Here is a 23,575-nt window from a genome sequence, read left to right on the forward strand (position 1 = left end):
ATGAGCAGAAAGTATTTTGGTACCGACGGTATTCGCGGACGCGTTGGTCATTTCCCGATTACTCCGGACTTCATGCTCAAGCTCGGCTGGGCCGCCGGCATGGCGTTCCGCAAGCAAGGCAAGTGCCGCATCCTGATCGGCAAGGACACGCGGATTTCCGGCTACATGTTCGAGTCTGCCCTCGAGGCGGGTCTGCTGGCCGCCGGCGCCGATGTGATGCTGCTCGGACCCATGCCCACCCCGGCCATCGCCTACCTGACCCGCACCTTCCTGGCTGATGCGGGTATCGTCATCAGTGCATCCCACAACCCCCACCACGACAACGGCATCAAGTTCTTCTCCGGTCAGGGCACCAAACTCTCGGACGAAGTGGAGCTGATGATCGAGGAACTGCTCGACCAGCCGATGACGGTGGTGGAGTCCGAGCAGTTGGGCAAGGTCACCCGCATCAACGACGCCGCAGGGCGCTATATCGAATTCTGCAAGAGCACCACCCCCATTAGTACCGACTTCGCCGGTCTGAAGCTGGTGGTGGACTGCGCCCATGGCGCCACTTACCGGGTGGCTCCGAGCGTGTTCCGCGAGCTGGGTGCCCAGGTAAGCGTGCTGGCGGCACAGCCTAACGGCCTCAACATCAACGATGACTGTGGCTCCACCCATATGGCCGGCCTGCAGGCAGCGGTAGTCGCGCAGCATGCCGACATCGGCATCGCCTTCGACGGCGATGGTGACCGCGTGCTGATGGTCGACCACACCGGCGCCGTGGTGGACGGCGACGAGCTGATCTATCTCATCGCCCGCGATCTCCACGGCCGCGGCAAGCTGAGCGGCGGTGTGGTTGGCACCCTGATGAGCAACCTTGGCCTGGAGTTGGCGCTGAAGGACTTGGAAATCCCCTTCGTGCGCGCCAAGGTTGGCGACCGCTACGTGATGAGCGAGCTGCAGACCAATGGATGGACCTTGGGCGGCGAGAACTCCGGTCATATCGTCTGCAGCCATTTCACCACGACAGGCGACGCCATCGTTGCCGCCCTGCAGGTGCTGCTCGCTCTGCAGCGCAGCGGTCGGTCCCTGGCCGAGGCGCGTCAGGGAATGCGCAAGTGCCCGCAGGTACTGATCAACGTGCGCTATTCCGGTAGTGATGTAGACCCGGTCAGCCATCCCGTGGTCAAGGATGCTTCTGCCCGTGTCACGGAGCAGATGGCGGGCCGTGGCCGCGTCCTCCTGCGCAAGTCCGGCACCGAGCCGCTGGTTCGCGTGATGGTCGAGGGCGACGATGAAAATCTGGTCCGTGGTTACGCGGAAGAGCTGGCTCAGGTCGTGAAAGAGGTATGTGCTTGATTTCTCTTGCTAGTTGGAAATCTCTTGGGTAATATCTGCGCCCACTTTGATCGACGAGATAAAGCATGCGCCGACCTCTGGTAGCCGGTAACTGGAAAATGCACGGTACCCGCGCCAGCGTCGCAGAGCTGATCAACGGCTTGCGCCATTTGGTCTTGCCTGCTGGGGTTGAAGTTGCGGTCATGCCGCCAAGTCTGTTCATCGACCAGGTTGTTCAAGGCCTGGCTGGCAATTCGATTGTCGTTGGTGCGCAGGATTGTGCGGTAGAGTCGGTGCAGGGAGCCCTCACCGGAGAGATCGCGGCAAGCCAGTTGGTGGATGCAGGTTGCAAGCTGGTCCTGGTCGGTCATTCGGAGCGTCGCCTGATTCTGGGCGAAGGCGATGAAGTCGTGAGTCGCAAGTTCGCGGCTGCTCAATCCTGTGGTCTGGTGCCGGTACTTTGTGTCGGTGAGACCCGGGAGCAGCGCGAAGCCGGCAAGACGCTCGAAGTGGTCGGGCGTCAGCTGGGAAGTGTGATCGAAGAGCTTGGTGTGGGCGCATTTGCGCAAGCGGTAATTGCCTACGAGCCGGTATGGGCCATAGGTACGGGGCTGACAGCCTCGCCGCAACAGGCGCAGGAAGTTCACGCGGCGATTCGTTCGCAATTGTCGGCCGAGAATGCCGATATTGCTCGCGGCGTACGGATTCTGTACGGCGGCAGTGTGAAGGCGGCCAGTGCGGCCGACTTGTTCGGCATGCCGGATATCGATGGGGGGCTTGTTGGTGGCGCCTCCCTGAATGCGGATGAGTTCGGTGCGATCTGTCGCGCCGCAGGAAGCTGACGAGATGCTGGAAACTGTCGTGATTGTGGTTCACCTGGTGGTGGCCCTGGGTGTAGTAGGCCTGGTGCTGGTCCAGCAGGGTAAAGGTGCGGATGCTGGCGCCTCCTTCGGTGCCGGTGCTTCGGCAACCGTATTCGGAAGCCAAGGTTCCGCTACCTTTCTGAGTAGAGTTACTGGTATACTCGCCGCGGTTTTTTTCATTACCAGCCTGGGCTTAGCGTTCTTCGCTAAGGAAAAGGCTGAAGCGCTGAGCAAGGTTGGCCTGCCGGATCCGGCGGCTCTCGAAGTTCAGCCGAGCAAGCCGGCAGCTGACGATGTGCCGGTGCTTGAAGAGCAGAAGCCAGCTACCCAGTCGGGTGATGTGCCGCAGGCTCCAGAGCAGAAGTAAGGCAAGTTTTGCCGAGGTGGTGGAATTGGTAGACACGCTACCTTGAGGTGGTAGTGGCCATAGGCTGTAGGGGTTCGAGTCCCCTCCTCGGTACCATATGAAGAGATGCCCGCAGCAATGCGGGCTTTCTTTTTCGCGGGATGTTCGGTTGACCATGCAAGGTGCTGGCCGTATACTTTCGCACCAGCTTTGACGCGGGGTGGAGCAGTCTGGTAGCTCGTCGGGCTCATAACCCGAAGGTCGTTGGTTCAAATCCAGCCCCCGCAACCAGTAGTCGCGAAGCCCCTTTTTAGGGGCTTTTTGCTAGCTGGACAGTTGACCTCCGATCACAGATCAGGCGGTTTTTGAAGGGATGGGCGTTTCGCCCATTTTTTATTTGCACAGCATGCGAGAGGCGATCAGGTGTCGAGCAAGCTAGAACAGTTGCAGGCCTTGTTGGCCCCGGTAGTCGAAGCGCTCGGTTATCAGTGCTGGGGCATCGAGTTCCTGTCCCAAGGGCGGCATTCACTGCTGCGGATCTATATCGATCACGAGAACGGCATCCTGGTCGACGACTGCGAGAAGGTCAGCCGGCAGATCAGTGGTGTTCTCGATGTCGAGGACCCGATCAGCAGCGAGTACACCCTCGAAGTATCGTCCCCGGGCATGGATCGTCCGTTGTTTACCCTTGAGCAGTTCGCGGCCCATGCCGGTGAGCTGGTCAAGATCAAGCTGCGTTCGCCTTTCGAGGGACGACGCAATTTTCAGGGGCTTCTCCGCGGGGTGGAGGAGCAGGACGTGGTGGTTCTCATCGAAGACCGCGAATTCCTCCTGCCGATCGAACTGATCGACAAGGCCAACATCATTCCCCGTTTTGACTGAGACGCGGATCCCGCGGATCCAATGGATTGCGAAAGGCGAGGCGTACGATGAGCAAAGAAGTACTGCTGGTTGTTGAGTCGGTATCCAATGAAAAGGGTGTACCGGCTGGCGTGATTTTCGAGGCGCTGGAGCTGGCCCTGGCCACTGCCACCAAGAAGCGTTATGAAGACGAAGTCGACCTGCGTGTGGCGATCAACCGCCACAATGGCAACTACGACACCTTCCGTCGCTGGACTGTGGTCGAAGAAGAGGATTTCGAGGATCCGGCTATCCAACTGACCCTCGACCAGGCCCAGGCGCGTGACGAGAACGCCAAGATCGGCGACGTCATTGAAGAAAAGATCGAGTCCATCGAGTTCGGCCGCATCGCTGCCCAGACCGCCAAGCAGGTCATCGTGCAGAAAGTGCGCGAGGCCGAGCGCGCGCAGGTGGTCGAAGCCTACCGCGAGAAGCTGGGCGATATCATTTCCGGCACCGTGAAGAAGGTCACCCGCGACAATGTGATCGTCGACCTGGGCAACAACGCCGAAGCCTTGCTGGCCCGTGAAGACATCATTGCGCGCGAGACTTTCCGCGTCGGTGCCCGCGTGCGCGCCCTGCTGAAGGAAATCCGCACCGAGAACCGCGGTCCGCAGCTGATCCTTTCGCGTACCGCGCCGCAGATGTTGATCGAACTGTTCCGCATCGAAGTGCCCGAGATCGCCGAAGAGCTGATCGAAGTAATGGCCGCCTCCCGTGATCCGGGCTCGCGCGCCAAGATCGCCGTTCGCTCCAAGGACAAGCGCATCGACCCGCAGGGCGCCTGCATCGGTATGCGTGGCTCCCGCGTCCAGGCCGTTTCCGGTGAGCTGGGTGGCGAACGCGTCGACATCGTCCTGTGGGACGACAACGCCGCGCAGTTCGTGATCAATGCCATGGCCCCGGCCGAAGTGGTGGCGATCATCGTCGACGAGGATGCCCATGCAATGGACATCGCCGTAGGCGAAGACAACCTGGCCCAGGCCATCGGTCGTGGTGGCCAGAACGTGCGCCTGGCCAGCCAGCTGACCGGCTGGACCCTGAACGTGATGACCGAAGCGGATATCCAGGCCAAACAGCAGGCCGAGACCGGCGGCATCCTGCGCGCCTTCGTCGAAGAGCTGGAGGTGGATGAAGAGTTGGCCCAGGTACTGGTTGAAGAAGGTTTCACCAGCCTGGAAGAAATCGCCTACGTGCCCATGGAAGAGATGCTCAACATCGATGGGTTCGACGAGGACATCGTCAACGAGCTGCGTGCGCGTGCGAAGGATCGCCTGCTGACCAAGGCTATCGCGACCGAAGAGAAGCTGGCGGATGCCCAGCCTGCCGACGACCTGCTTTCCCTGGAAGGCATGGACAAGGACCTGGCTGTTGAACTCGCCGTACGTGGCGTTATTAACCGCGAAGACCTGGCCGAGCAGTCGATCGACGACCTGCTCGACATCGACGGCATGGACGAAGAGCGTGCCGGCAAGCTGATCATGGCCGCCCGAGCCCACTGGTTCGAGTAAGTTTCGCGGCCTGAGGAGAGAAGTGCATGACGCAAGTCACGGTGAAAGAACTGGCCCAAGTGGTCGATACACCGGTGGAGCGCCTGCTGCTGCAGATGCGCGAGGCGGGATTGCCGCACACCAGCGCCGAGCAGGTTGTGACTGACAATGAGAAGCAGGCCCTGCTGGCCCATCTCAAGAGCAGCCACGGCGAACGCCTGGAAGAGCCGCGCAAGATTACTCTGCAGCGCAAGACCACAACCACGTTGCGGGTTGCCGGCAGCAAGACCATCAGCGTCGAAGTACGCAAGAAGAAAACCTACGTCAAGCGTAGCCCCGACGAGATCGAGGCCGAGCGCCAGCGCGAACTCGAAGAGCAGCGTGCGGCGGAAGAAGCCGCTCGCCTGAAGGTTGAGGAAGAGGCTCGCCAGCGCACCGAAGAGGCTGCCCGTCGTGAAGCGGAAGCACGCGCCAAGGAAACCGCCGAGGCCGCCAAGGTCGAAGCAGGTGCCCAGGTTGTCGACGCCGTGGCTGCCGCTCCGGCTGCTGCGCCTGCTGCGGCTCCGGTAGCGGCAGCGGCAGCGGCTGCTGCCCCTGGTGCTGCCACTGCCGTTGGCGCCGAGCGCAAGAAGGAAGAGCCGCGTCGCCCCGAGCGTGCCCGCGACGAAGACGAGCGCCGCGATCGCAAGCATGCGCAGCACCGTCCTTCGCTGAAAGAGAAGGAAAAGGCACCGGCTCCCCGTGTTGCCCCGCGCAGCACCGAGGAAGAGAGCGATTCCTTCCGTCGCGGTGGCCGAGGCGGCAAGTCCAAGCTGAAGAAGCGTAACCAGCACGGGTTCCAGAGCCCGACAGGACCCATTGTGCGTGAAGTCAGCATTGGCGAGACCATCACCGTGGCCGAACTGGCCGCCCAGATGGCGGTCAAGGGCGCCGAAGTCGTCAAGTTCATGTTCAAGATGGGCACCCCGGTGACCATCAACCAGGTGCTCGATCGTGAGACCGCCCAACTCATTGCCGAAGAGTTTGGCCACAAGGTCAAGCTGGTCAACGAGAACGCCCTGGAAGACCAACTGGCCGAATCCCTGAGATTCGAGGGCGAGGCCCTGACCCGTGCGCCGGTCGTGACTGTCATGGGTCACGTCGACCATGGCAAGACCTCCCTGCTCGACTACATCCGTCGTACCAAGGTGGCCAGCGGCGAAGCGGGTGGCATCACCCAGCACATCGGCGCCTACCACGTGGAAACCGATCGCGGCATGGTGACCTTCCTGGATACCCCCGGCCACGCGGCGTTCACCGCCATGCGTGCCCGCGGTGCCAAGGCCACCGACATCGTCATCCTGGTGGTGGCGGCCGACGACGGCGTGATGCCGCAGACCGAAGAAGCCGTGCAGCACGCGAAAGCGGCTGGCGTGCCGATCGTGGTCGCGGTGAACAAGATCGACAAGCCGGAAGCCGACCTGGACCGGATCAAGAACGATCTGGCCGCTCGTGACGTGATTCCGGAAGAGTGGGGCGGCGATACCCAGTTCGTACCCGTGTCGGCCAAGGTCGGCACCGGTGTCGACGACCTGTTGGAAGCCGTGCTGTTGCAAGCCGAGGTACTGGAACTCACCGCGACCCCGTCGGCCCCGGGCCGTGGCGTGGTGGTCGAGTCCCGCCTGGACAAGGGCCGTGGCCCGGTGGCCACCGTGCTGGTTCAGGACGGTACCCTGCGTCAGGGCGACATGATCCTTTGCGGTGTCAACTACGGTCGCGTCCGCGCCATGCTCGACGAGAACGGCAAGCCGGTGAAAGAAGCTGGCCCGTCCATCCCGGTCGAGATCCTCGGCCTGGACGGTACGCCGGACGCCGGTGACGACCTGACCGTGGTCGCCGACGAGAAGAAAGCCCGCGAAGTCGCCCTGTTCCGTCAAGGCAAGTTCCGCGAAGTCAAGCTGGCCCGCCAGCAGTCCGCCAAGCTGGAGAACATCTTCGAAAGCATGGGCCAGGACGAGAAGAAGACCCTCAACATCGTTCTCAAGTCCGATGTGCGTGGTTCTCTCGAGGCTCTGCAGGGCGCGCTGTCGGATCTCGGCAACGAGGAAGTGCAGGTTCGCGTGGTCGGTGGCGGTGTCGGTGGTATCACCGAGAGCGACGCCAACCTGGCGCTGGCGTCCAACGCCGTGCTGTTCGGCTTCAACGTGCGTGCCGATGCCGGCGCGCGCAAGATCGTCGAGCAGGAAGGCCTCGACCTGCGCTACTACAACATCATCTACGACATCATCGAAGACGTTAAGAAAGCACTGTCCGGCATGCTGGGCAGCGAAGTCCGGGAGAACATCCTGGGTATCGCCGAGGTGCGTGACGTGTTCCGTTCGCCGAAGTTCGGTGCGATCGCCGGCTGCATGGTTACCGAGGGTCTGGTACACCGCAACCGCCCGATCCGCGTACTGCGCGACGACGTGGTGATCTTCGAGGGCGAGCTGGAGTCCCTGCGCCGCTTCAAGGACGACGTTGCCGAAGTCCGTGCCGGCATGGAGTGCGGTATCGGCGTGAAGAGCTACAACGACGTCAAGGTCGGCGACAAGATCGAAGTCTTCGAGAAAGTCCAGGTGGCGCGCACGCTGTAAGTGCCGCGCTAGCCACAAGCCGGGAGCCAGGAGCTGGAAGCCAACGCTTTCCACTCCTGGCTTTCGGCTTTTAGCGTTCATGAGTGAAACGAAATGGCTAAAGATTACAGCCGTACCCAACGCATCGGCGATCAGATGCAGCGCGAGCTGGCCCTGCTGATCCAACGCGAGATCAAGGACCCGCGACTGGGCCTGGTGACCATCACCGCGGTGGACGTGAGCCGCGACCTGTCCCACGCCAAGGTGTTCATCACCGTGATGGGCCAGGACGACAATGCCGAGAAGATCCAGTTGAACCTCGACATCCTCAAGGAAGCCGCCGGTTTTCTGCGCATGCAACTGGGCAAGGCGATGAAGCTGCGCAGCGTGCCGCAGCTGCACTTCAACTACGACGCCAGCATTCGCCGCGGCGCGGAGCTGTCGGCGCTGATCGAGCGTGCCGTTGCGGAAGACCGCAAGCACCAGGGCAGCGACGAGGAGTGATGGCGTGGCCCAGGTAAAACGTATCCGCCGCAATGTCAGCGGTGTGCTGATCCTCGACAAGCCGCGCGGCATGAGCTCCAACGCCGCGTTGCAGAAGGTGCGCTGGCTGCTCAACGCCGAGAAGGCCGGCCACACCGGCAGCCTCGATCCCCTGGCTACCGGCGTGCTGCCGCTGTGTTTCGGCGAGGCGACCAAGTTCTCCCAGTACCTGCTGGATGCCGACAAGGGTTACGAGACCCTGGCCCAACTGGGCGTTACCACCTCCACCGGCGATGCCGAGGGCGAGGTGGTCGAGCGCCGCGAGGTGACCGTTGGTCGCCAGGACATCGAAGCGTTGCTGCCGCGTTTTCGTGGCGAAATCAAGCAGATACCGCCGATGTACTCCGCCCTCAAGAAGGATGGGCAGCCTCTCTACAAGCTGGCCCGGGCTGGCGAAGTAGTGGAGCGCGAGGCGCGTTCTGTTACTATTGCGCGCCTGGATTTGCTGGCCTGTGAAAACTCCCAGGCAAGACTGGCCGTAGCCTGCAGCAAGGGCACCTATATCCGCACCCTGGTCGAGGACCTCGGCCAGGCCCTGGGATGCGGTGCCCATGTGGCGGAGCTGCGTCGGACCCAGGCGGGCCCCTTCGTTCTGGCCCAGGCGATCAGCCTGGAGACCCTGGAGAAGGCCCACGCCGAAGGCGGCAACGAGGCACTGGACCAGTTCCTCCTGCCGGTCGACAGCGGACTGGAACACTGGCCGCAGGTCCAGCTGAGCGAGCACAGCGCCTATTACTGGCTTCACGGCCAGCCGGTGCGTGCTCCGGAAGCGCCGAAGTTCGGCATGATGCGAGTGCAGGATCATACCGGTCGCTTTATCGGTATCGGTGAAGTGAGCGATGACGGGCGCATAGCGCCGCGTCGACTGATTCGGTCGGAATGACCGATCCGAGGATGGCTGTTAATAGGCACGGTCACTCCTCTTCTTTGAACACGGGGCGCAGGTCCCGGCCTATTACTCTCAGAGGAAGCCCAACATGGCACTGAGCGTTGCTGAAAAAGCCCAGATCGTTAACGAGTACAAGCAAGCTGAAGGCGATACCGGTTCCCCGGAAGTGCAGGTTGCCCTGCTGACCGCCAACATCAACAAGCTGCAGGATCACTTCAAGGCCAACGGCAAGGACCACCACTCCCGTCGTGGTCTGATCCGCATGGTTAACCAGCGCCGCAAGCTGCTGGACTACCTGAAGGGTAAGGACACCACTCGTTACAGCGCCCTGATCGGTCGTCTGGGTCTGCGTCGCTAAGCGACTCAGATGAGCTGGAAGCTGGAAAACCGGAAGCTGGACATCGTTCCAGCTTTCGGCTTTCCAGCTTCTGGTTTTTTAAGGGATTGAAACGGGTCCGACTCCCGCCACTTCCACGATTTCCCCCAAGGCAACACAGAGAAGGAAAACACCGTGAACCCGGTAATCAAGAAATTCCAGTTCGGTCAATCGACCGTCACCCTCGAGACTGGCCGTATTGCCCGTCAAGCCTCCGGTGCCGTTCTGGTCACCGTCGATGAAGACGTCACCGTACTGGTGACCGTGGTCGGCGCCAAGCAGGCCGATCCGGGCAAGGGCTTCTTCCCGCTGTCCGTTCATTACCAAGAGAAAACCTACGCTGCTGGCCGCATCCCCGGTGGTTTCTTCAAGCGTGAAGGCCGTCCTTCCGAGAAGGAAACCCTGACCTCGCGCCTGATCGACCGTCCGATCCGCCCGCTGTTCCCGGAAGGCTTCCTGAACGAAGTGCAGGTCATCTGCACCGTGGTTTCCACCAACAAGAAGACCGATCCGGACATCGCTTCCATGATCGGTACTTCGGCCGCCCTGGCCATCTCCGGCATTCCCTTCGCCGGCCCGATCGGCGCTGCTCGCGTGGCCTACCACGAAGAGACCGGCTACCTGCTGAACCCCAACTACGAACAGCTCAAGGCTTCGAGCCTGGACATGGTGGTTGCCGGTACTCAGGACGCGGTGCTGATGGTTGAATCCGAAGCCCAGGAGCTGACCGAAGACCAGATGCTGGGCGCCGTGCTGTTCGCCCACCAGGAATTCCAGGCCGTGATCAACGCCGTCAAGGAATTCGCTGCCGAAGCAGGCAAGCCGACCTGGAACTGGTCCGCCCCGGCCGAGAACACCGCCCTGCTCGGCGCCATCAAGGCCGAGTTCGGCGAGGCCATCTCCCAGGCCTACACCATCACCATCAAGCAGGACCGCTACAACCGCCTGGACGAGCTGCGTGACCAGGTCATCGCCCGCTTCGCTGGCGAGGAAGCCGGCCAGTTCCCGACTGGTGAAGTGAAGGACGCCTTTGGCCTGCTGGAATACCGCACCGTTCGCGAGAACATCGTCAACGGCAAGCCGCGTATCGACGGCCGCGACACCCGCACCGTGCGTCCGCTGAAGATCGAAGTCGGCGTGCTCGGCAAGACCCACGGTTCCGCCCTGTTCACCCGCGGCGAAACCCAGGCCCTGGTGGTTGCCACCCTCGGCACCGCCCGCGATGCCCAGCTGCTGGACACCCTGGAAGGCGAGCGCAAGGACGCCTTCATGCTGCATTACAACTTCCCGCCCTTCTCGGTCGGTGAGTGCGGCCGCATGGGCAGCGCCGGTCGCCGCGAAATCGGCCACGGCCGCCTGGCCCGTCGTGGCGTTTCCGCCATGCTGCCGAAGGGCGACGAGTTCCCCTACACCATCCGCGTGGTGTCGGAGATCACCGAGTCCAACGGTTCCAGCTCCATGGCTTCCGTCTGCGGCGCCTCCCTGGCCCTGATGGACGCCGGCGTGCCGATGAAGGCGCCGGTCGCCGGTATCGCCATGGGTCTGGTGAAGGAAGGTGACAAGTTCGCCGTCCTGACCGACATCCTGGGCGACGAAGACCACCTGGGCGACATGGACTTCAAGGTTGCCGGTACCGCCAAGGGCGTGACCGCGCTGCAGATGGACATCAAGATCAACGGCATCACCGAAGAGATCATGGAAATCGCCCTGGAGCAGGCTCTGGAAGCGCGCCTGAACATCCTCGGCCAGATGAACCAGGTGATCTCCCAGTCCCGCAGCGAGCTGTCGGCCAACGCACCGACCATGATCGCGATGAAGATCGACACCGACAAGATCCGCGACGTCATCGGCAAGGGCGGCGCGACCATCCGTTCGATCTGCGAAGAAACCAAGGCCTCCATCGACATCGAAGACGATGGCAGCGTGAAGATCTTCGGCGAGACCAAGGAAGCCGCTGAAGCCGCCAAGCAGCGCGTGCTGGGCATCACCGCCGAAGCCGAGATCGGCAAGGTGTACGTGGGCAAGGTCGAGCGCATCGTCGACTTCGGCGCCTTCGTCAACATCCTGCCGGGCAAGGACGGTCTGGTGCACATCTCGCAAATCAGCGACAAGCGCATCGACAAGGTCACCGACGTGCTGCAGGAAGGCCAGGAAGTCAAAGTCCTGGTTCTGGACGTCGACAACCGCGGTCGTATCAAGCTGTCGATGAAAGACGTGGAAGCCGCTGAGGCTTCCGGCGTTTGATGATCGCCAGTCGATAGAAGAGAGGGCCCCTTGCGGGCCCTCTTTTTTTGCCCGGAGAATGGCGAACCGCCATCAAGCCTGGGACAGTCATGGACAAGACGCTCTGCCAGTACCACCCCGCACAACCCGCGACCTGGCACTGCGTGCCCTGTCAGCGCCATTTCGGCGACTGCTGCATACCGCTCAACGCGGATGCACCCGACGATAACCCGGTCTGCCCGCTGTGCCGCAGCCAGCTCACCTTCCTCGGTGCCGCCAATACCGCCCAGCCATTCTGGGAGCGCCTGCCGCAATTCTTCGCTTACGGTCTGCAGGCCAGCCCGCTGGCCTTCAGTGCCCTGCTGGCCCTGGCCGGACTGTTCATGCCGCGCTCGGTGTTCCTCTGGATCACCTTGCTGAGTGTGGTGACCAAGTACTTCCACAGCGTGATCGAGGCCAGCAGCGAGGGCCAGCGCGAGGCGCCGAGCCTGCTCGACGCCTTCGGCGGGGAAGGCTTCTCGTTGTTCTTCAAGCAGATGCTGGTATTCGCCGTTGCCCTTGTCGCGCTCTGGCTGGCCGCGGACTTCAACAGCGAAACCCTCTTCTGGGTGGTGAACATCGCCATCGTCCTGCTGCTGCCGGCCAGCATCATCCGGTTGGCCCTGAGCCAGGAGCTGGGCGCGGCACTCAGCGCAGACCAGGTGGGCGAGGTGATCAGGGCCATGGGCTGGCGTTACCTGATCCTCTGCGCCTTTCTCTTCATCCTCTGGCAGTCCCCCGGCTATGTCGCCTGGATGCTCTCGAACGGCCTGCCCAAGGTGGTGGTGATGCCGATCGCGACTTTCCTCTTCGGCTACTTCGGCGTGGTGATGTGCAGCATGATGGGCTATGCCGTTTTCCAGTATCAGGGGGCCCTGGGCTTCGCCATCGCCGAGGAGGGTGCCCAACAGGGGGTGCCGGAGGAGGAGTGGCGCCGCCGCAAGGCCCTGGCCGAAGCGGAGATCCGACTCAAGGAGGGCCAGGGCGAGGGTGCCCTGGAAACCCTCGGCAAGGCGCTGGAGCGTACCCCCTCGGACCTGCGCCTGAACGAGCGTCTCCATCAATTGCTCCATGGCCTGGGCGCCCGTGATCGATGCCTGAGCCACCTGGACCGTTACCTGCCTCTGGCGGCCGGCCAGAACCCGGCCCTGGCCGCTACCGCCTTGCTCAACGGGCGCCAGCTCAAGGCTGACTATCTGCCCGCCGACCCCCTGGTCTGCGAGCAGGTGGCGGCAGCCCTGCTGGATCGCCACAAGGTGCGCGAGGGCTTGAGCCTGCTGCGTAACCTGCACCAACGCTTCCCCGACTACCCGCACATTCCCCGCGCCTACCTGCTGGCCGCCCGCGGATTCGCCGAGGGCCTCGGGCAACTGGAGCCGGCGCAAAAGCTGCTGGCCTATATCCGCGCGCGTTACCCGGCCTCGCCGTTGCTGGATCAGGTCAGTGCCCTGGAGGGCACCATCGCCCGGTTGAGCAATGCGGTGCGCTGAACCCGTTTTTGTCGTGCAGTCTGCAAGGCCGCTGGGAGGGCGAACTTGCAGACTGCAAGCAGGCGGCCTTCAGTGCTTGATTTCATGTTTCTGTTTTCATTGGTTTTTTCTGTACTTCGGAAGCTGGCACAGGGCTTGCGACGTTCCTTGTGAGGCTGCAGCCAGGAGCTTGCTGCAGACGTTCCGAAAAAGAGAGGAGACCTACCTCATGAAACAGTCTTTCACCAAGTGGACTTTTGCCGCTGTCACTGCTGCCGCCCTGAGCCTGCCGTTCGCGACTGGCGTCTATGCAGAAACCAGCGGTCACACGATGCTGGCAGCCAGCGAGACCATGCAGAAAGCCGAAGATGCGGTCTCCGACACCTGGATCACCAGCAAGGTCAAATCCAAATTCCTGGCCGACAAGAACCTCAGCGGCATGGATATCAAAGTCGAGACCAACCAGGGCGTGGTGGCGCTGTCTGGTGAGGTGAAGTCCAATGCCGAGCGCGAACTCGCCATCGAGACCGCCAAGAAGATCAAGGGTGTCACTGCGGTGTCCGCTGACGGCCTGACGTCCGCCGACTAAGCCTTCGCCCTGCACGGAAGAACGAAGGCCCCGCAATTGCGGGGCCTTTTCATGCATGGCGACTCAGCGCGCCAAGTGCTGCTGGTAGACCGCCAACTGGCGGGTCTGCTCGGCGTCCGGGAAGGCACGGCGCAGGTATTGAACGAGTTCGCCTACACCGCGCAGGTCCCGGCGCTGGCCCAGCAGCTTGGCCAGTTGCAGCGTCAGTCCAGGGAGCTGAGGCGGTGCCGGGTTCGCCTGGCTGAGACGACGCCAGGGCAACAGGGCACGGGAGCTGTCGCCGGCCTTGAGCAGGTGCTGCAGCAGGTGCAGGAGCACGGTCGGGTGCTGCAGCAGGCGCTGCTGCGGGTCGGCGGCGTCGTCGGCCAGCTTTTGCAGCAGTGGCAGGGTGGTGGCCGGATCCGGCAGGCTGAACAGCTGTTTCAGCACGGCGGCCAGCAGCGCCTTGTCCTGGCGACTCTTGGCCAGCGGGTAGAGGCGCTCCAGCAAGGCTGGTCGGCCGGGGTAACGTTGCAAAAGGTCAAGCCCGCGGGCAGCGGCCTGATCCAGGGCGAAGCGGCCGATCAGTTGGTCCAGTGCCGCCAGTTCTCGTTTGAACGGGGCGTCCGGGTCTTCCTTGTTCAGGTACGCCTCGTCCACCCTGAGGACGCCTGAAAGCCGTAGCAGCCAGGTGGCCAGGAAGCCGAAGGCGAGGCCGCCAAGGTGCGCGTAGTAGTTCACATGGTCATCGGCCAGCAGGACGCCATACAACTCCTTGGCGAGCCACGCGGGGAATATCCACAGGGCGGGGGCCTTGAAGTAGCCGATCAGCGGGCCGAGCCAGTAGAAGAACCTGATCCTGCGCAGTCCATAGACGCCGATGGTCATGCCCATCAGCCCCGAGACTGCGCCCGAGGCGCCGATACCCGCGACCCAGGCCGGGTCCAGGGCCCACCAGAGCAGGTGCGAGGCGAGGCCGCTCGCGAGGTAAAGGCCGAGGTAGACCCAGCGCCCCAAGGCCGCTTCCAGGGCGAAGCCGCAGATGAACAGGAAGATCATGTTGCCCAGCAGATGATCGAAGCTGCCGTGCAGGAACATGGCGCCGAACAGCCCCTGGAGACTGAACTTGTTGGGTATGAAACCGAAGCGCTGGGCACTGATCCGGTCTCGTGCCGCTTCTGCATGCTGCCGTGCCTGCTGCCAGGCGGGGTCAGCCTGGAAGGCTGGGGCGCGGTGCAGCCAGTCCTCGAATTCCAGGTCGCGGAGAATCACGCTTGCCAGGTCCTGGCGACGCATGGCGTCCACCGCCCGGCGCTGGTCGGCGTCGAGCTTTTCCCTCGCCGTCAGGTGGTCGATGAACAGGGCGCGCTCGCGATTGAGCAAGCCGCCGTCCAGATAGAGCTGCCGGGCTTGTTCGGTGCGCTCCTGGTCGCCGCCCTGGTAGACGATGTAGATCAGGGTGTTGAGCAGGATCAGCAGCAGGGTGATGACCGGCGGCCGCCGCCAGTCCAGGGGTTGGTCGGCGGGGAGGATGATCATGATGCGCGACTCAGTTGCGCTTGCTGTCGAATTGGCGGAGGCGACCACCGACGAATTTGAGGGAGTGGTCCATGCCGTTGCCGGGGCCGTAGACCCATTCCGCCACCTGCAGCTCCTGGCGTCCGCTGGTGGTTTCCGAGTAGCCGATGAAACTGCGGGCGAAGAGGCAAGCGAGGACTTGCATGGGGGCGGGCATCCATTCCGTATGGGAAGGCGCAGAGCCTAGCACTCCGCCCGAGCGGCTGTCAGTTGCCGCGTTTGCTGTCGATGCTACGCAGACGATTGCCCTCGAAGCGGAGGAACTGGTACATGCCGTTGCGCGGCCCATAGACCCATTCTTCGACGCGCACTTCGATGCGCTGGTAGTACTCGTCCGTCACTTCCCGGTAGCCCAGATCGCTACGGCTGACCGGTTCGCCGCATTTTTCCAGCACTTCGCTGCTGGTGTCATCGAGGCTGATCAGGTTGCTGTTGCAGCGCAGGGTGGAGGACGCCTGGGCGTTGCCCAGCGCCAGCATCAGGGACAGGCAGAGGAGGGTGGGAAGTTTCACGGGGTTGTCCGGGGACGCAGGAAGTGCCTACAGCCTACACCCGGTGCCGGAGGCCGTCAGCGGCTGCGCTTGGTCTCGATGCGTACCAGCCGGTTACCCTCGAAGGTGAGGATGCTGAGCATGCCGTTGTTGGGCCCGTAGACCCATTCCTCGATGGTGAATTCGCGTGAGTCGTAATAGCCCCCGGTGTAGCCCACCAGGTCGCGCTGGACCGGCTCGCCGCACTTCTGCAGGACCTCGAAGGTACGGTCGCCAATGCTGATCAGCTTGCTGCCGCAGCGCATGGTATCGGCCCCGGCCGGGGTGGCCAGGGCGAGTGCCAGCAGGGCGAGCGGCAGCGTGCGCATGGGGTCTCCTACTCGCTGTCCAGGTGCAGCGGAGTAATCACCTCTCCGGCCTGGTTGGGCTCCACCATGCTGACGTCCAGCAGGAAGATGCGGTCGTCGGCAAGGCCCCCGCGGTCGACCAGATAGTCCTTGATGCTGGCGGCGCGGGCCTGGCCCAGTTGCCGCAGCAACAGGTCGCTCTGGGCCCAGGAGGCGAGAACCGCTTCGCGGAGCTTGGCCGCGCGCTGCTCGCTTTCCAGATCTTGCCACTCCGGTGGCGGCTGTTGCTTCAGGCGGGTGCGGTAGATGCCTTCCAGCATAGGCGCTTTCTCGTCGTCCGGGACCTCGATCTGGCCGGCTTCGGCCGGCACCTTGTCACCCCGGCGCTGGGCGATCTTGTAGTAGGTGCTCTGGTATTCCCGTGCAAGGCGTTGCTCGGCCAGCGGCGGGCCGTCGGCGGCCTTGGCGCTGGCGCCTTCCACTTCCAGGCGCAGGGCCGGGCGTTGCTTCAGCGCTTCGGCCAGGGTGTCCAGGGCTTTCTGTGCCTCGGCATCGAGCTCGCTGCTGCCAGCCTGGAAGGGCACCTGGCCAAGGTCTTCACTGCTGCCGCCCACCAGGCCGGCAACGAAGTTGAAGGGCGCCTGCACGGCACGCAACACCAGGTTGCGCAGGGTCTGCCAGACGATCGGGGCGACGCTGAACTGCGGGTCGTTGAGGTTGCCGGCCACCGGCAGCTGGATATCGATCTTGCCTTCAGTGTCCTTGAGCAGCGCCACCGCCAGGCGCACCGGCAGGTCCACCGCGTCGGGGCTGGTTACCTGTTCGCCGAGCTGCAATTGCTCGAGTACCAGGTGGTTCTCCGCCTTCAACTGGCCCTTTTCGATCTGGTAGTGCAGGTCCAGGTTCAGCCGGCCCTTGCGGATGCGATAACCGGCGAACTTGCCCGAGTAGGGCGTCAGGGTGGTCAGCTCGACACGCTTGAAGCTGGTGGCGATGTCGAGGCTGTCCAGCGGGTCGAAGGGGTTCAGGCTGCCCTTGATGGTCACCGGCGCATAGCGGTCCACCTTGCCGTTCACCGCGACCTTGGCCGGCTTGGGATTGCGGTTGTCGAGGGTGCCGATCTCGCCATTGAGCTGCTGGATGGCGGTGGCGAAGTTCGGTGTCAGGCTGAAGTCGGCGAAGTTGGCCGATCCATCTTTGATCTCGATGCCGCCTATGCGGATGCCCAGGGGCTTGCCGGCAGGTTCGGCGCTGCCGTTCGCGGCGGGCTGGGCATTGGCGGCGGCCGGAGCGTCGGCTGCAGCCTGCTTGATCACCAGGTCGTTGGCGTTGGTGGTCAGGTCCTCATTGATGATGAAGCGTGCATAGGGCTGGTTCAGGCTCACCTTGTCGATGCTCAGGCTGTCGCCGTGCTGGTAGTTGAGGCCATCGACCAGCAGTTGCTGCCATTTGACGAAATCGCGCTCCTTGAGGGTATCCAGGGTGTGCATCTGGTTGACCAGGGCGCGGCCGGTAATGCCCAGGGCCAGCGGTTCGGTGCTCTTGAGCTCGACGCTGAGATCGCTGTCGAGCATGCCGCTGCGCAGTTCCAGGCGCACGAAGGGGCTGAGATAAGCCTGGGCGACACGCAGGTCGATATCACGGGTCTGTACCTGCAGCTTGGCGGTGGTTGGCTTGAGCTGGACCTGGCCAACCGCCTGCACCTTGCCCTGCTTGCCGAGGCCGGTGTCCAGGCTGAGGTTGAAGGGGGATTCGCCGCGGCTGTCGAAGTCCTTGAGGTCCAGGTCAAGCGGGCCCAGTTCGAGCTGCACCGGATCCTTGGGGACCCGATCGGCCAGGTGCACCTTGTAGCCGCGCAGTTGGGTCTCACGCAGCTTGACCGCCCAGGGGCTGGACGGTTCGGCCTTGGCTTCGGCCTGTTCGCTGGCCGGCTTCTCCTCGGCCTTTGGGGCGGGTTTGGCTTCGCTGGCGAAGAGCTTCTGCCAGTCCAGTTGGCCGTCGGCCTCGCGGGCGGCCCAGGTTTCCAGGTTCTGGCTGCGGACCTTGCCGATCACCACTTCCTGCTTGGCCAGGTCCAGCGAGCTGTCGCTGATTTCCAGCGTTTCGAGGTTGACCAGGGGGCGATTGTCCGGTGCCTTGATGGCGAATGGGGCGACCTTGATCCAGATCTTCTCCAGGTTGAGCTGGGTGCCCTTGGCCAGGTTCAGCCGGTAGTCGGTGGCCAGGCTCATCACACCCTTGTCCAGGACCAGGGGCACGGCATCGCGGACGTAGGGCCAGAAGGCTTTCATCTTGCCATCGGTGATCTTCAACTGGCCGCTGGAAGCGAGTGGCACCAGGCTGATCTGCCCCTGCCAGTCAATGCGCCCGCCGTAGGGACCGGTCGCCACCAGGGACATCTCGGCATTGTCGTCCGGTAGCGTGCTGAGGTTGCGCAATTCCAGGTTCAGGGAGTCGTAGACGAACTCGATGGGCTCGCTGGGGCGCAGGTCCTCGAAGTGCAGACCGCCTTCGTTCAGCTTGATGCGCTCGATGCGCAGGGGAAAGGGCTCGCCCGCCGGCTCTTCCGGCTTGGGCTCACTGGCGGGCAGCTTGAACAGTTGGGTGAGGTTGAGGGTACCGTCCTTGGCGAACAGCACCTCGGTGGTGGACTTGTCCAGTTCCACATCCGCCAGGTGCAGGGCGCCGGACCAGAGGCTGTCCAGTTCAAGGTTGGCGTAGAGCCGCTCGAATCCCACCTGCGAGGCCTTGTCGTCGCCGATGCGCAGGCCCCAGAGGGTCAGCTCCAGGCTGAAGGGGTTGAGCTGGATGCGCTCCAGCCGCGCCGGCACCGTGGCGTACTGCGCCAGTTGCTGGTTGGCGACACGCAGGGCGATTCCCGGAATGATCAGAAAGCCAAGCAGGCTGTACAGCGCTACGACGATCAGCAGGGCGTAGGCGGCCCGTTTCAATCCTTTGTACATGAGGCGTCAACTATCCCGGCAAAGAGTGCCTTGGATTATGGCACGGCCTCGGGGTTCCGCCCTGATGGCTGCATCTCGTTACGGCGCGGCTTTCAGAGCTGCAGGACCAGGGTCTTGAGCGGTGGGCGCGCATCCTGGGAGGGGAAGTCGGCAGCGGGCGCCAGTTGCTGGCAGTCACGCACCGGCCGACCCAGTTTGCTGGCGCAACGCAGCACCTGCTCGCGCCAATCTTCCATGGCCACCTTGGCCAGGTTGTTGTTGCACACCAGCACGCCGCCTTCGGCGGTCGCCAGCAGGGCCGGCTTGAGCAGGCTCTGGTAGTCGCGCAAGAGGTCCACGGTGCCGAAGGCGCTCTTGGCCCAGGCCGGCGGATCGAGGAACACCAGGTCGAACTGGCGCTGTTCCAGGCGCGGGTAGCTGGGCAGCTTCTGGCCGTGGCGGCGGGCGATGGGCTGTCCGGCCAACTGGCGGATCGCGGGGAAGTAGTCGGACTGCACGAAGTGCATGGGGGCCAGTTCCGGGTTCAATGCACCGTTCTCGCGGCCGACCGCCAGGTTGCCCTCGGCGAAGTCCAGGTTCCACACCTCGCTGGCGCCGCCAGCGGCGGCACACAGGCCAACGCCGCAGGTGTAGGCGAAGAGGTTGAGCACCGACTTGCCGGCACTGTTGGCCTTCACCCAGCCGCGAGCGTTGCGCAGGTCGAGGAAGAGCAGCGGGTCCTGGCCGGGGTGTCGGCCGCGCACCCGGTAGTTCAGGCCCCATTCGTGGCCCACCAGGTCTTCCAGGGCCGCTGGCTCGGCCTGATAGACCGGGTCGCGGCGATCGATACGCGAGTTGCCCTGGGAGCGATCGTTGTAGACCAGCATCAGCTCTTGTCCGAGGAATTCGCCCACCGTCGCGGCCAGTGCCAGCAGAGCCTCGCGCTCCAGCGTCTGGTGGAAGCTCTGCACCATCAGTTGTGGGCCGTAGCGATCGACGGTCAGGCCGGGCGCGCCTTCCTGGCTGCCATGGAACAGCCGATAGCAGTCGGTACCCTGGCCATGGAGTTCGGCCAGCAGTGCCTGGCGGTTATCGAGAGCGGCGCGCAGCGCCTGGTGGAGAACGGAGGACATGCGCGGCGTCTCGCAAAAAGGGGCGCGCAGTTTAACAAAGGGAGAAGGGGCGGAGCCTTCGTAGGGTGGAAATCGCAACGCGATTTCCACCAGTGGGAGGCGAGTTCTGCTTGAAGGCCGTCTGGTGGACAGAAAAGCGCTGTCCACTCTACGGAGCGGAGTCCCGGGATAGGCGCTCAGCGTGGCGCCAGTCCCATGCGGCGGCGTGCACGATGAACGGCACCATTACGCATGGCCCAGCGCAGCAGCGGCGCCATTCGCCAGACCCAGGTGCGCACAAAGCGGCGCTGCCAGGGGCGATGCTGGAGGCCGAGTGTGGCGCCGGCCCATTCCGGCAGCAGGTCGATCCCGGCCTGCATCATCAACAGGCCGAATGGCTTGGTCATGGCGCTGGGGGCGGGGGCGGCGAGGAGGACGCGTACCACTTCCAGGCAGCGCGCGTCGCAGAACAGCTGTGGGCGCATGGCCTCGAGGTAGTCCGCCACTTCCTGGCGGGACTTCGGCACGTCGCGGGCGCCCAGGCGTTCGGCCACGAGGGCGATCTCGGCGTAGTAGCGGTCCTGATCTTCGCCGGAAAGGTGCGGGTTGAGGTAGCGCAGGTGAGCCTTGAGAAAACAGCTGACCTCGGCAACGTGGACCCAAGTCAACAGGTCGGGGTCGCTGGCAGCGTAATGGCGGCCGTCGGGGGCGATGCCGACCACCTGCTGGTGGATGCTGCGCACCCTTTCGATCAGCCAGTCGGCGTCCTTGCGGGTACCGTAGGTGGTGCCGGAAATGAACTGGCCGGTGCGGCGCAGGCGGCCGAGCATGTCCTTGCGGAAATTGGAGTGGTCCCAGACGCCGGCCAGGGCCAGCGGGTGCAGCATCTGCAGCAGCAGGGCACTGATGCCGCCGATCATCATCGAGGTGAAGTCGCCGTGGACCCTCCAGGTCACCGAGTCCGGGCCGAACAGCCCGGGATCGCCCTTGGGGTTTTCGAAGTCGAGCTGGCCGAGGGCGAGGCCGGTTAGTCCGATGATCTGGCGTTCGATACGGCGACGGATGAATTCCATGGGCAAGCGTCAAGCTTCAAGCCCCAAGCGGCAAGTGGGGCACTTGCAGCTTGCCGCTTGAAGCTTGCGACTCCTTTACTGGTTGAGGCGTTTGTCGATCAGGTTCTGCACCACCGACGGGTCGGCCAGGGTGGAGGTGTCACCGAGGTTGTCCAACTCGTTGCAGGCGATCTTGCGCAGGATGCGCCGCATGATCTTGCCCGAGCGGGTCTTGGGCAGGCCCGGGGCCCACTGGATCAACTCGGGCTTGGCGAAGCTGCCGATTTCCTTGCTGACCAGGGCGAGCAGTTCCTTTCTCAGTTCTTCAGTGGGCTCCAGGCCCGTCATTGGTGTGACGAAGGCATAAATGCCCTGGCCCTTGAGGTCATGGGGATAGCCCACCACCGCGGCCTCGGCCACGGCGTCGTGCAGCACCAGGGCGCTTTCCACTTCGGCGGTGCCGATGCGGTGCCCGGAGACGTTGATCACGTCGTCGACGCGGCCTGTGATCCAGTAGTAACCGTCCTCGTCGCGGCGCGCGCCGTCGCCGGTGAAGTAGTAGCCGGGGTAAGCGGAGAAGTAGGTATCGATCATCCGCTTGTGGTCACCGTAGACGCTGCGGATCTGGCTCGGCCAACTGGCCTTGATCGCCAGCACCCCTGAACCCGCGCCCTCGATTTCCTTGCCTTTCTCATCCAGCAGCACCGGCTGCACGCCGAAGAAGGGGCGGGTCGCCGAACCGGGCTTGAGGGTGGTGGCGCCGGGCAGCGGAGTGATGAGGATGCTGCCGGTCTCGGTCTGCCACCAGGTATCGACTATGGGGCAGCGCTTGTCGCCCACGACGTTGTAGTACCACTCCCAGGCTTCCGGGTTGATCGGTTCGCCGACGCTGCCGAGCAGGCGCAGGCTGGCGCGGGAGGTGTTCTTCACCGGGGACTCGCCCTCGCGCATCAGGGCGCGGATGGCGGTGGGGGCGGTGTAGAAGATGTTCACCTGGTGCTTGTCGATCACCTGCCAGAAGCGCGAGGCATCCGGGTAGTTGGGCACGCCTTCGAACATCAGGGTGGTGGCCGCATTGGCCAGCGGGCCGTAGACGATGTAGCTGTGGCCGGTGACCCAGCCCACGTCCGCGGTGCACCAGAAAATCTCGCCGTCGTGGTAGTCGAACACGTACTTGTGGGTCATGGCCGCAGCCAGCAGGTAGCCGCCGGTGGTGTGCAGCACGCCCTTGGGTTTGCCCGTGGAGCCGGAGGTATAGAGGATGAACAGCGGGTCCTCGGCATCCATCCACTCCGGCGGGCAGTCCTCGCTGGCGCCGTGCAGGGCCTCGTGGTACCAGAGGTCACGACCCTCGACCCAGTCGATCTTGCCCTGGGTGCGCTGGACCACCAGCACCGAGGAGACGTCCGGGCAGTCCTGCAGCGCCTTGTCGACGTTCTGCTTGAGCGGGATGTACTTGCCACCGCGCACGCCTTCATCGGTGGTGATGACCGTGCGGCAGTCGGCATCAAGGATGCGGTCGCGCAAGGCATCCGGGGAGAAGCCGCCGAATACCACCGAATGCACGGCGCCGATGCGTGCGCACGCCAGCATGGCGTAGGCGGCTTCCGGGATCATCGGCATGTAGATGCAGACCCGATCGCCCTTCTTCACGCCACGGCTCTTCAGCACGTTGGCCAGGCGGGTGACGTGGCTGTGCAGCTTGCGGTAGGTGATCTGCGCGGACTCGCTGGGGTTGTCGCCTTCCCAGATGATGGCGACCTGCTCGCCGCGCTGTTCCAGGTGGCGGTCGATGCAGTTGTAGGCGACGTTGAGCTTGCCGCCCTTGAACCACTCGGCCTCGCCTTTCTTCAGGTCGCTGCGGTGCAGCTGGTCCCAGGGCTTGAACCAGGTGAGGAAACTGGTGGCCTGCTCGCTCCAGAACAGCTCGGGCTGCTCGACGGACTGCTGGTACAGGCGCAGGTAGGCATCGTTGTCGATGAGGGCGTGCTTGCGCACAGCGTCCGGTACGGGGTGAAGGCTGATCTCGTACATGGCGGGTCCTTGTTGTTGTGTATCCGAGATGGCAATAAGGGTGCATCCAAGCCATTGCCCGGTTCAAGGGTTGTCCATGGAGTTTTGAACTTCGAATGCGCTGGATCGTTCAGCGACACCCGCCAGGCGGGGAGCAGCCCGTTGGTGGGGGCGAATTCATTCGCTGGCCGGACCGCGGGTCCCGCGCGCAAGTGTGCAGGGGACGCCCCTGGGGGAATGAAGGCGCCCCACAGGCCCGGGATGGGCCCGTGGGGAGAGGGTCAACCGCGGTGACGCGCGCGGAAGAAGTCGATCAGGCCCTGGGTCGAGCCGTCTTCCGCCGGGGCCTCGTCCTGGCCGGTCAGCCGCGAGTAGACGGCCTTGCCCAGCTCCTTGCCCAGCTCCACGCCCCACTGGTCGAAG

21 protein-coding genes and 2 tRNA genes are annotated in these 23,575 nt (G+C 63.7%); 14 read left to right on the plus strand and 9 right to left on the minus strand.

Annotated elements, in window-relative coordinates; translation table 11 throughout:
* The 14 genes from glmM (at window position 1) to ACFW0H_RS23920 (ending at window position 13,638) form a co-directional block, all read left to right on the plus strand.
* Window positions 1-1,341, plus strand: coding sequence for a phosphoglucosamine mutase (gene glmM, locus ACFW0H_RS23855; protein WP_422916324.1), 1,341 nt, complete (start codon window positions 1-3; stop codon window positions 1,339-1,341).
* 65 nt (window positions 1,342-1,406) lie between these two features.
* Window positions 1,407-2,162, plus strand: coding sequence for a triose-phosphate isomerase (gene tpiA, locus ACFW0H_RS23860; RefSeq protein ID WP_422916325.1), 756 nt, complete (start codon window positions 1,407-1,409; stop codon window positions 2,160-2,162).
* A gap of 4 nt (window positions 2,163-2,166) precedes the next feature.
* On the plus strand, window positions 2,167-2,550 hold the full coding sequence (gene secG, locus ACFW0H_RS23865; RefSeq protein ID WP_422916326.1) for a preprotein translocase subunit SecG: 384 nt from the start codon (window positions 2,167-2,169) through the stop codon (window positions 2,548-2,550).
* A gap of 10 nt (window positions 2,551-2,560) precedes the next feature.
* Window positions 2,561-2,646, plus strand: a tRNA-Leu gene (locus ACFW0H_RS23870).
* A 97-nt stretch (window positions 2,647-2,743) separates the two neighbouring features.
* Window positions 2,744-2,820, plus strand: a tRNA-Met gene (locus ACFW0H_RS23875).
* A gap of 132 nt (window positions 2,821-2,952) precedes the next feature.
* The gene (rimP, locus tag ACFW0H_RS23880) at window positions 2,953-3,411 is read left to right on the plus strand and encodes a ribosome maturation factor RimP (RefSeq protein WP_028630011.1); all 459 of its coding nucleotides are present in this window, start codon (window positions 2,953-2,955) and stop codon (window positions 3,409-3,411) included.
* Window positions 3,412-3,458: 47 nt separating this feature from the next.
* The gene (gene nusA, locus ACFW0H_RS23885; protein ID WP_422916327.1) at window positions 3,459-4,940 is read left to right on the plus strand and encodes a transcription termination factor NusA; all 1,482 of its coding nucleotides are present in this window, start codon (window positions 3,459-3,461) and stop codon (window positions 4,938-4,940) included.
* 26 nt (window positions 4,941-4,966) lie between these two features.
* Window positions 4,967-7,531: a translation initiation factor IF-2 gene (infB, locus tag ACFW0H_RS23890; protein WP_422916328.1), complete on the plus strand. Its 2,565-nt coding sequence runs from the start codon at window positions 4,967-4,969 to the stop codon at window positions 7,529-7,531.
* Window positions 7,532-7,624: 93 nt separating this feature from the next.
* Window positions 7,625-8,014, plus strand: a complete 390-nt coding sequence (gene rbfA / locus ACFW0H_RS23895) for a 30S ribosome-binding factor RbfA (protein ID WP_422916329.1) — start codon at window positions 7,625-7,627, stop codon at window positions 8,012-8,014.
* Between the two features lie 4 nt (window positions 8,015-8,018).
* On the plus strand, window positions 8,019-8,936 hold the full coding sequence (gene truB, locus ACFW0H_RS23900; RefSeq protein WP_422916330.1) for a tRNA pseudouridine(55) synthase TruB: 918 nt from the start codon (window positions 8,019-8,021) through the stop codon (window positions 8,934-8,936).
* 94 nt (window positions 8,937-9,030) lie between these two features.
* A complete protein-coding gene (gene rpsO, locus ACFW0H_RS23905; RefSeq protein ID WP_215379404.1) occupies window positions 9,031-9,300 on the plus strand; it encodes a 30S ribosomal protein S15 in 270 nt (89 codons plus the stop codon).
* 153 nt (window positions 9,301-9,453) lie between these two features.
* Window positions 9,454-11,562 carry a polyribonucleotide nucleotidyltransferase gene (gene pnp, locus ACFW0H_RS23910; protein ID WP_422916331.1) on the plus strand — a complete coding sequence of 703 codons (2,109 nt, stop codon included), beginning with the start codon at window positions 9,454-9,456 and terminating at the stop codon, window positions 11,560-11,562.
* Window positions 11,563-11,651: 89 nt separating this feature from the next.
* Window positions 11,652-13,070, plus strand: a complete 1,419-nt coding sequence (locus ACFW0H_RS23915; RefSeq protein ID WP_422916332.1) for a hypothetical protein — start codon at window positions 11,652-11,654, stop codon at window positions 13,068-13,070.
* Between the two features lie 208 nt (window positions 13,071-13,278).
* Complete coding sequence (locus tag ACFW0H_RS23920; protein ID WP_422916333.1) at window positions 13,279-13,638, plus strand: BON domain-containing protein; 360 nt, start codon at window positions 13,279-13,281, stop codon at window positions 13,636-13,638.
* A gap of 63 nt (window positions 13,639-13,701) precedes the next feature.
* On the opposite strand, the gene ACFW0H_RS23925 is transcribed toward ACFW0H_RS23920, so the two are convergent.
* From ACFW0H_RS23925 to ACFW0H_RS23965, 9 genes are all read right to left on the minus strand, one after another.
* A complete protein-coding gene (locus ACFW0H_RS23925) occupies window positions 13,702-15,156 on the minus strand; it encodes a rhomboid family intramembrane serine protease (RefSeq protein ID WP_422916334.1) in 1,455 nt (484 codons plus the stop codon).
* Between the two features lie 10 nt (window positions 15,157-15,166).
* A complete protein-coding gene (locus ACFW0H_RS23930; RefSeq protein ID WP_422916335.1) occupies window positions 15,167-15,340 on the minus strand; it encodes a hypothetical protein in 174 nt (57 codons plus the stop codon).
* Between the two features lie 61 nt (window positions 15,341-15,401).
* The gene (locus ACFW0H_RS23935; RefSeq protein ID WP_422916343.1) at window positions 15,402-15,674 is read right to left on the minus strand and encodes a DUF2845 domain-containing protein; all 273 of its coding nucleotides are present in this window, start codon (window positions 15,672-15,674) and stop codon (window positions 15,402-15,404) included.
* 89 nt (window positions 15,675-15,763) lie between these two features.
* Complete coding sequence (locus ACFW0H_RS23940; RefSeq protein WP_422916336.1) at window positions 15,764-16,054, minus strand: DUF2845 domain-containing protein; 291 nt, start codon at window positions 16,052-16,054, stop codon at window positions 15,764-15,766.
* An 8-nt stretch (window positions 16,055-16,062) separates the two neighbouring features.
* Complete coding sequence (locus tag ACFW0H_RS23945; protein WP_422916337.1) at window positions 16,063-18,996, minus strand: DUF748 domain-containing protein; 2,934 nt, start codon at window positions 18,994-18,996, stop codon at window positions 16,063-16,065.
* A gap of 92 nt (window positions 18,997-19,088) precedes the next feature.
* Window positions 19,089-20,108, minus strand: coding sequence for a class I SAM-dependent rRNA methyltransferase (locus ACFW0H_RS23950; RefSeq protein WP_422916338.1), 1,020 nt, complete (start codon window positions 20,106-20,108; stop codon window positions 19,089-19,091).
* Window positions 20,109-20,284: 176 nt separating this feature from the next.
* Window positions 20,285-21,160, minus strand: coding sequence for an oxygenase MpaB family protein (locus ACFW0H_RS23955; RefSeq protein ID WP_422916339.1), 876 nt, complete (start codon window positions 21,158-21,160; stop codon window positions 20,285-20,287).
* Window positions 21,161-21,235: 75 nt separating this feature from the next.
* A complete protein-coding gene (acs, locus tag ACFW0H_RS23960; RefSeq protein WP_422916340.1) occupies window positions 21,236-23,173 on the minus strand; it encodes an acetate--CoA ligase in 1,938 nt (645 codons plus the stop codon).
* A gap of 260 nt (window positions 23,174-23,433) precedes the next feature.
* A partial coding sequence (locus ACFW0H_RS23965; RefSeq protein ID WP_422916344.1) for a hypothetical protein occupies window positions 23,434-23,575 on the minus strand: 142 nt, incomplete at its 5' end.

Origin of the sequence: Metapseudomonas cellulosilytica, assembly GCF_049334135.1 — a bacterium.
Taxonomy (GTDB): Bacteria; Pseudomonadota; Gammaproteobacteria; order Pseudomonadales; family Pseudomonadaceae; genus Metapseudomonas.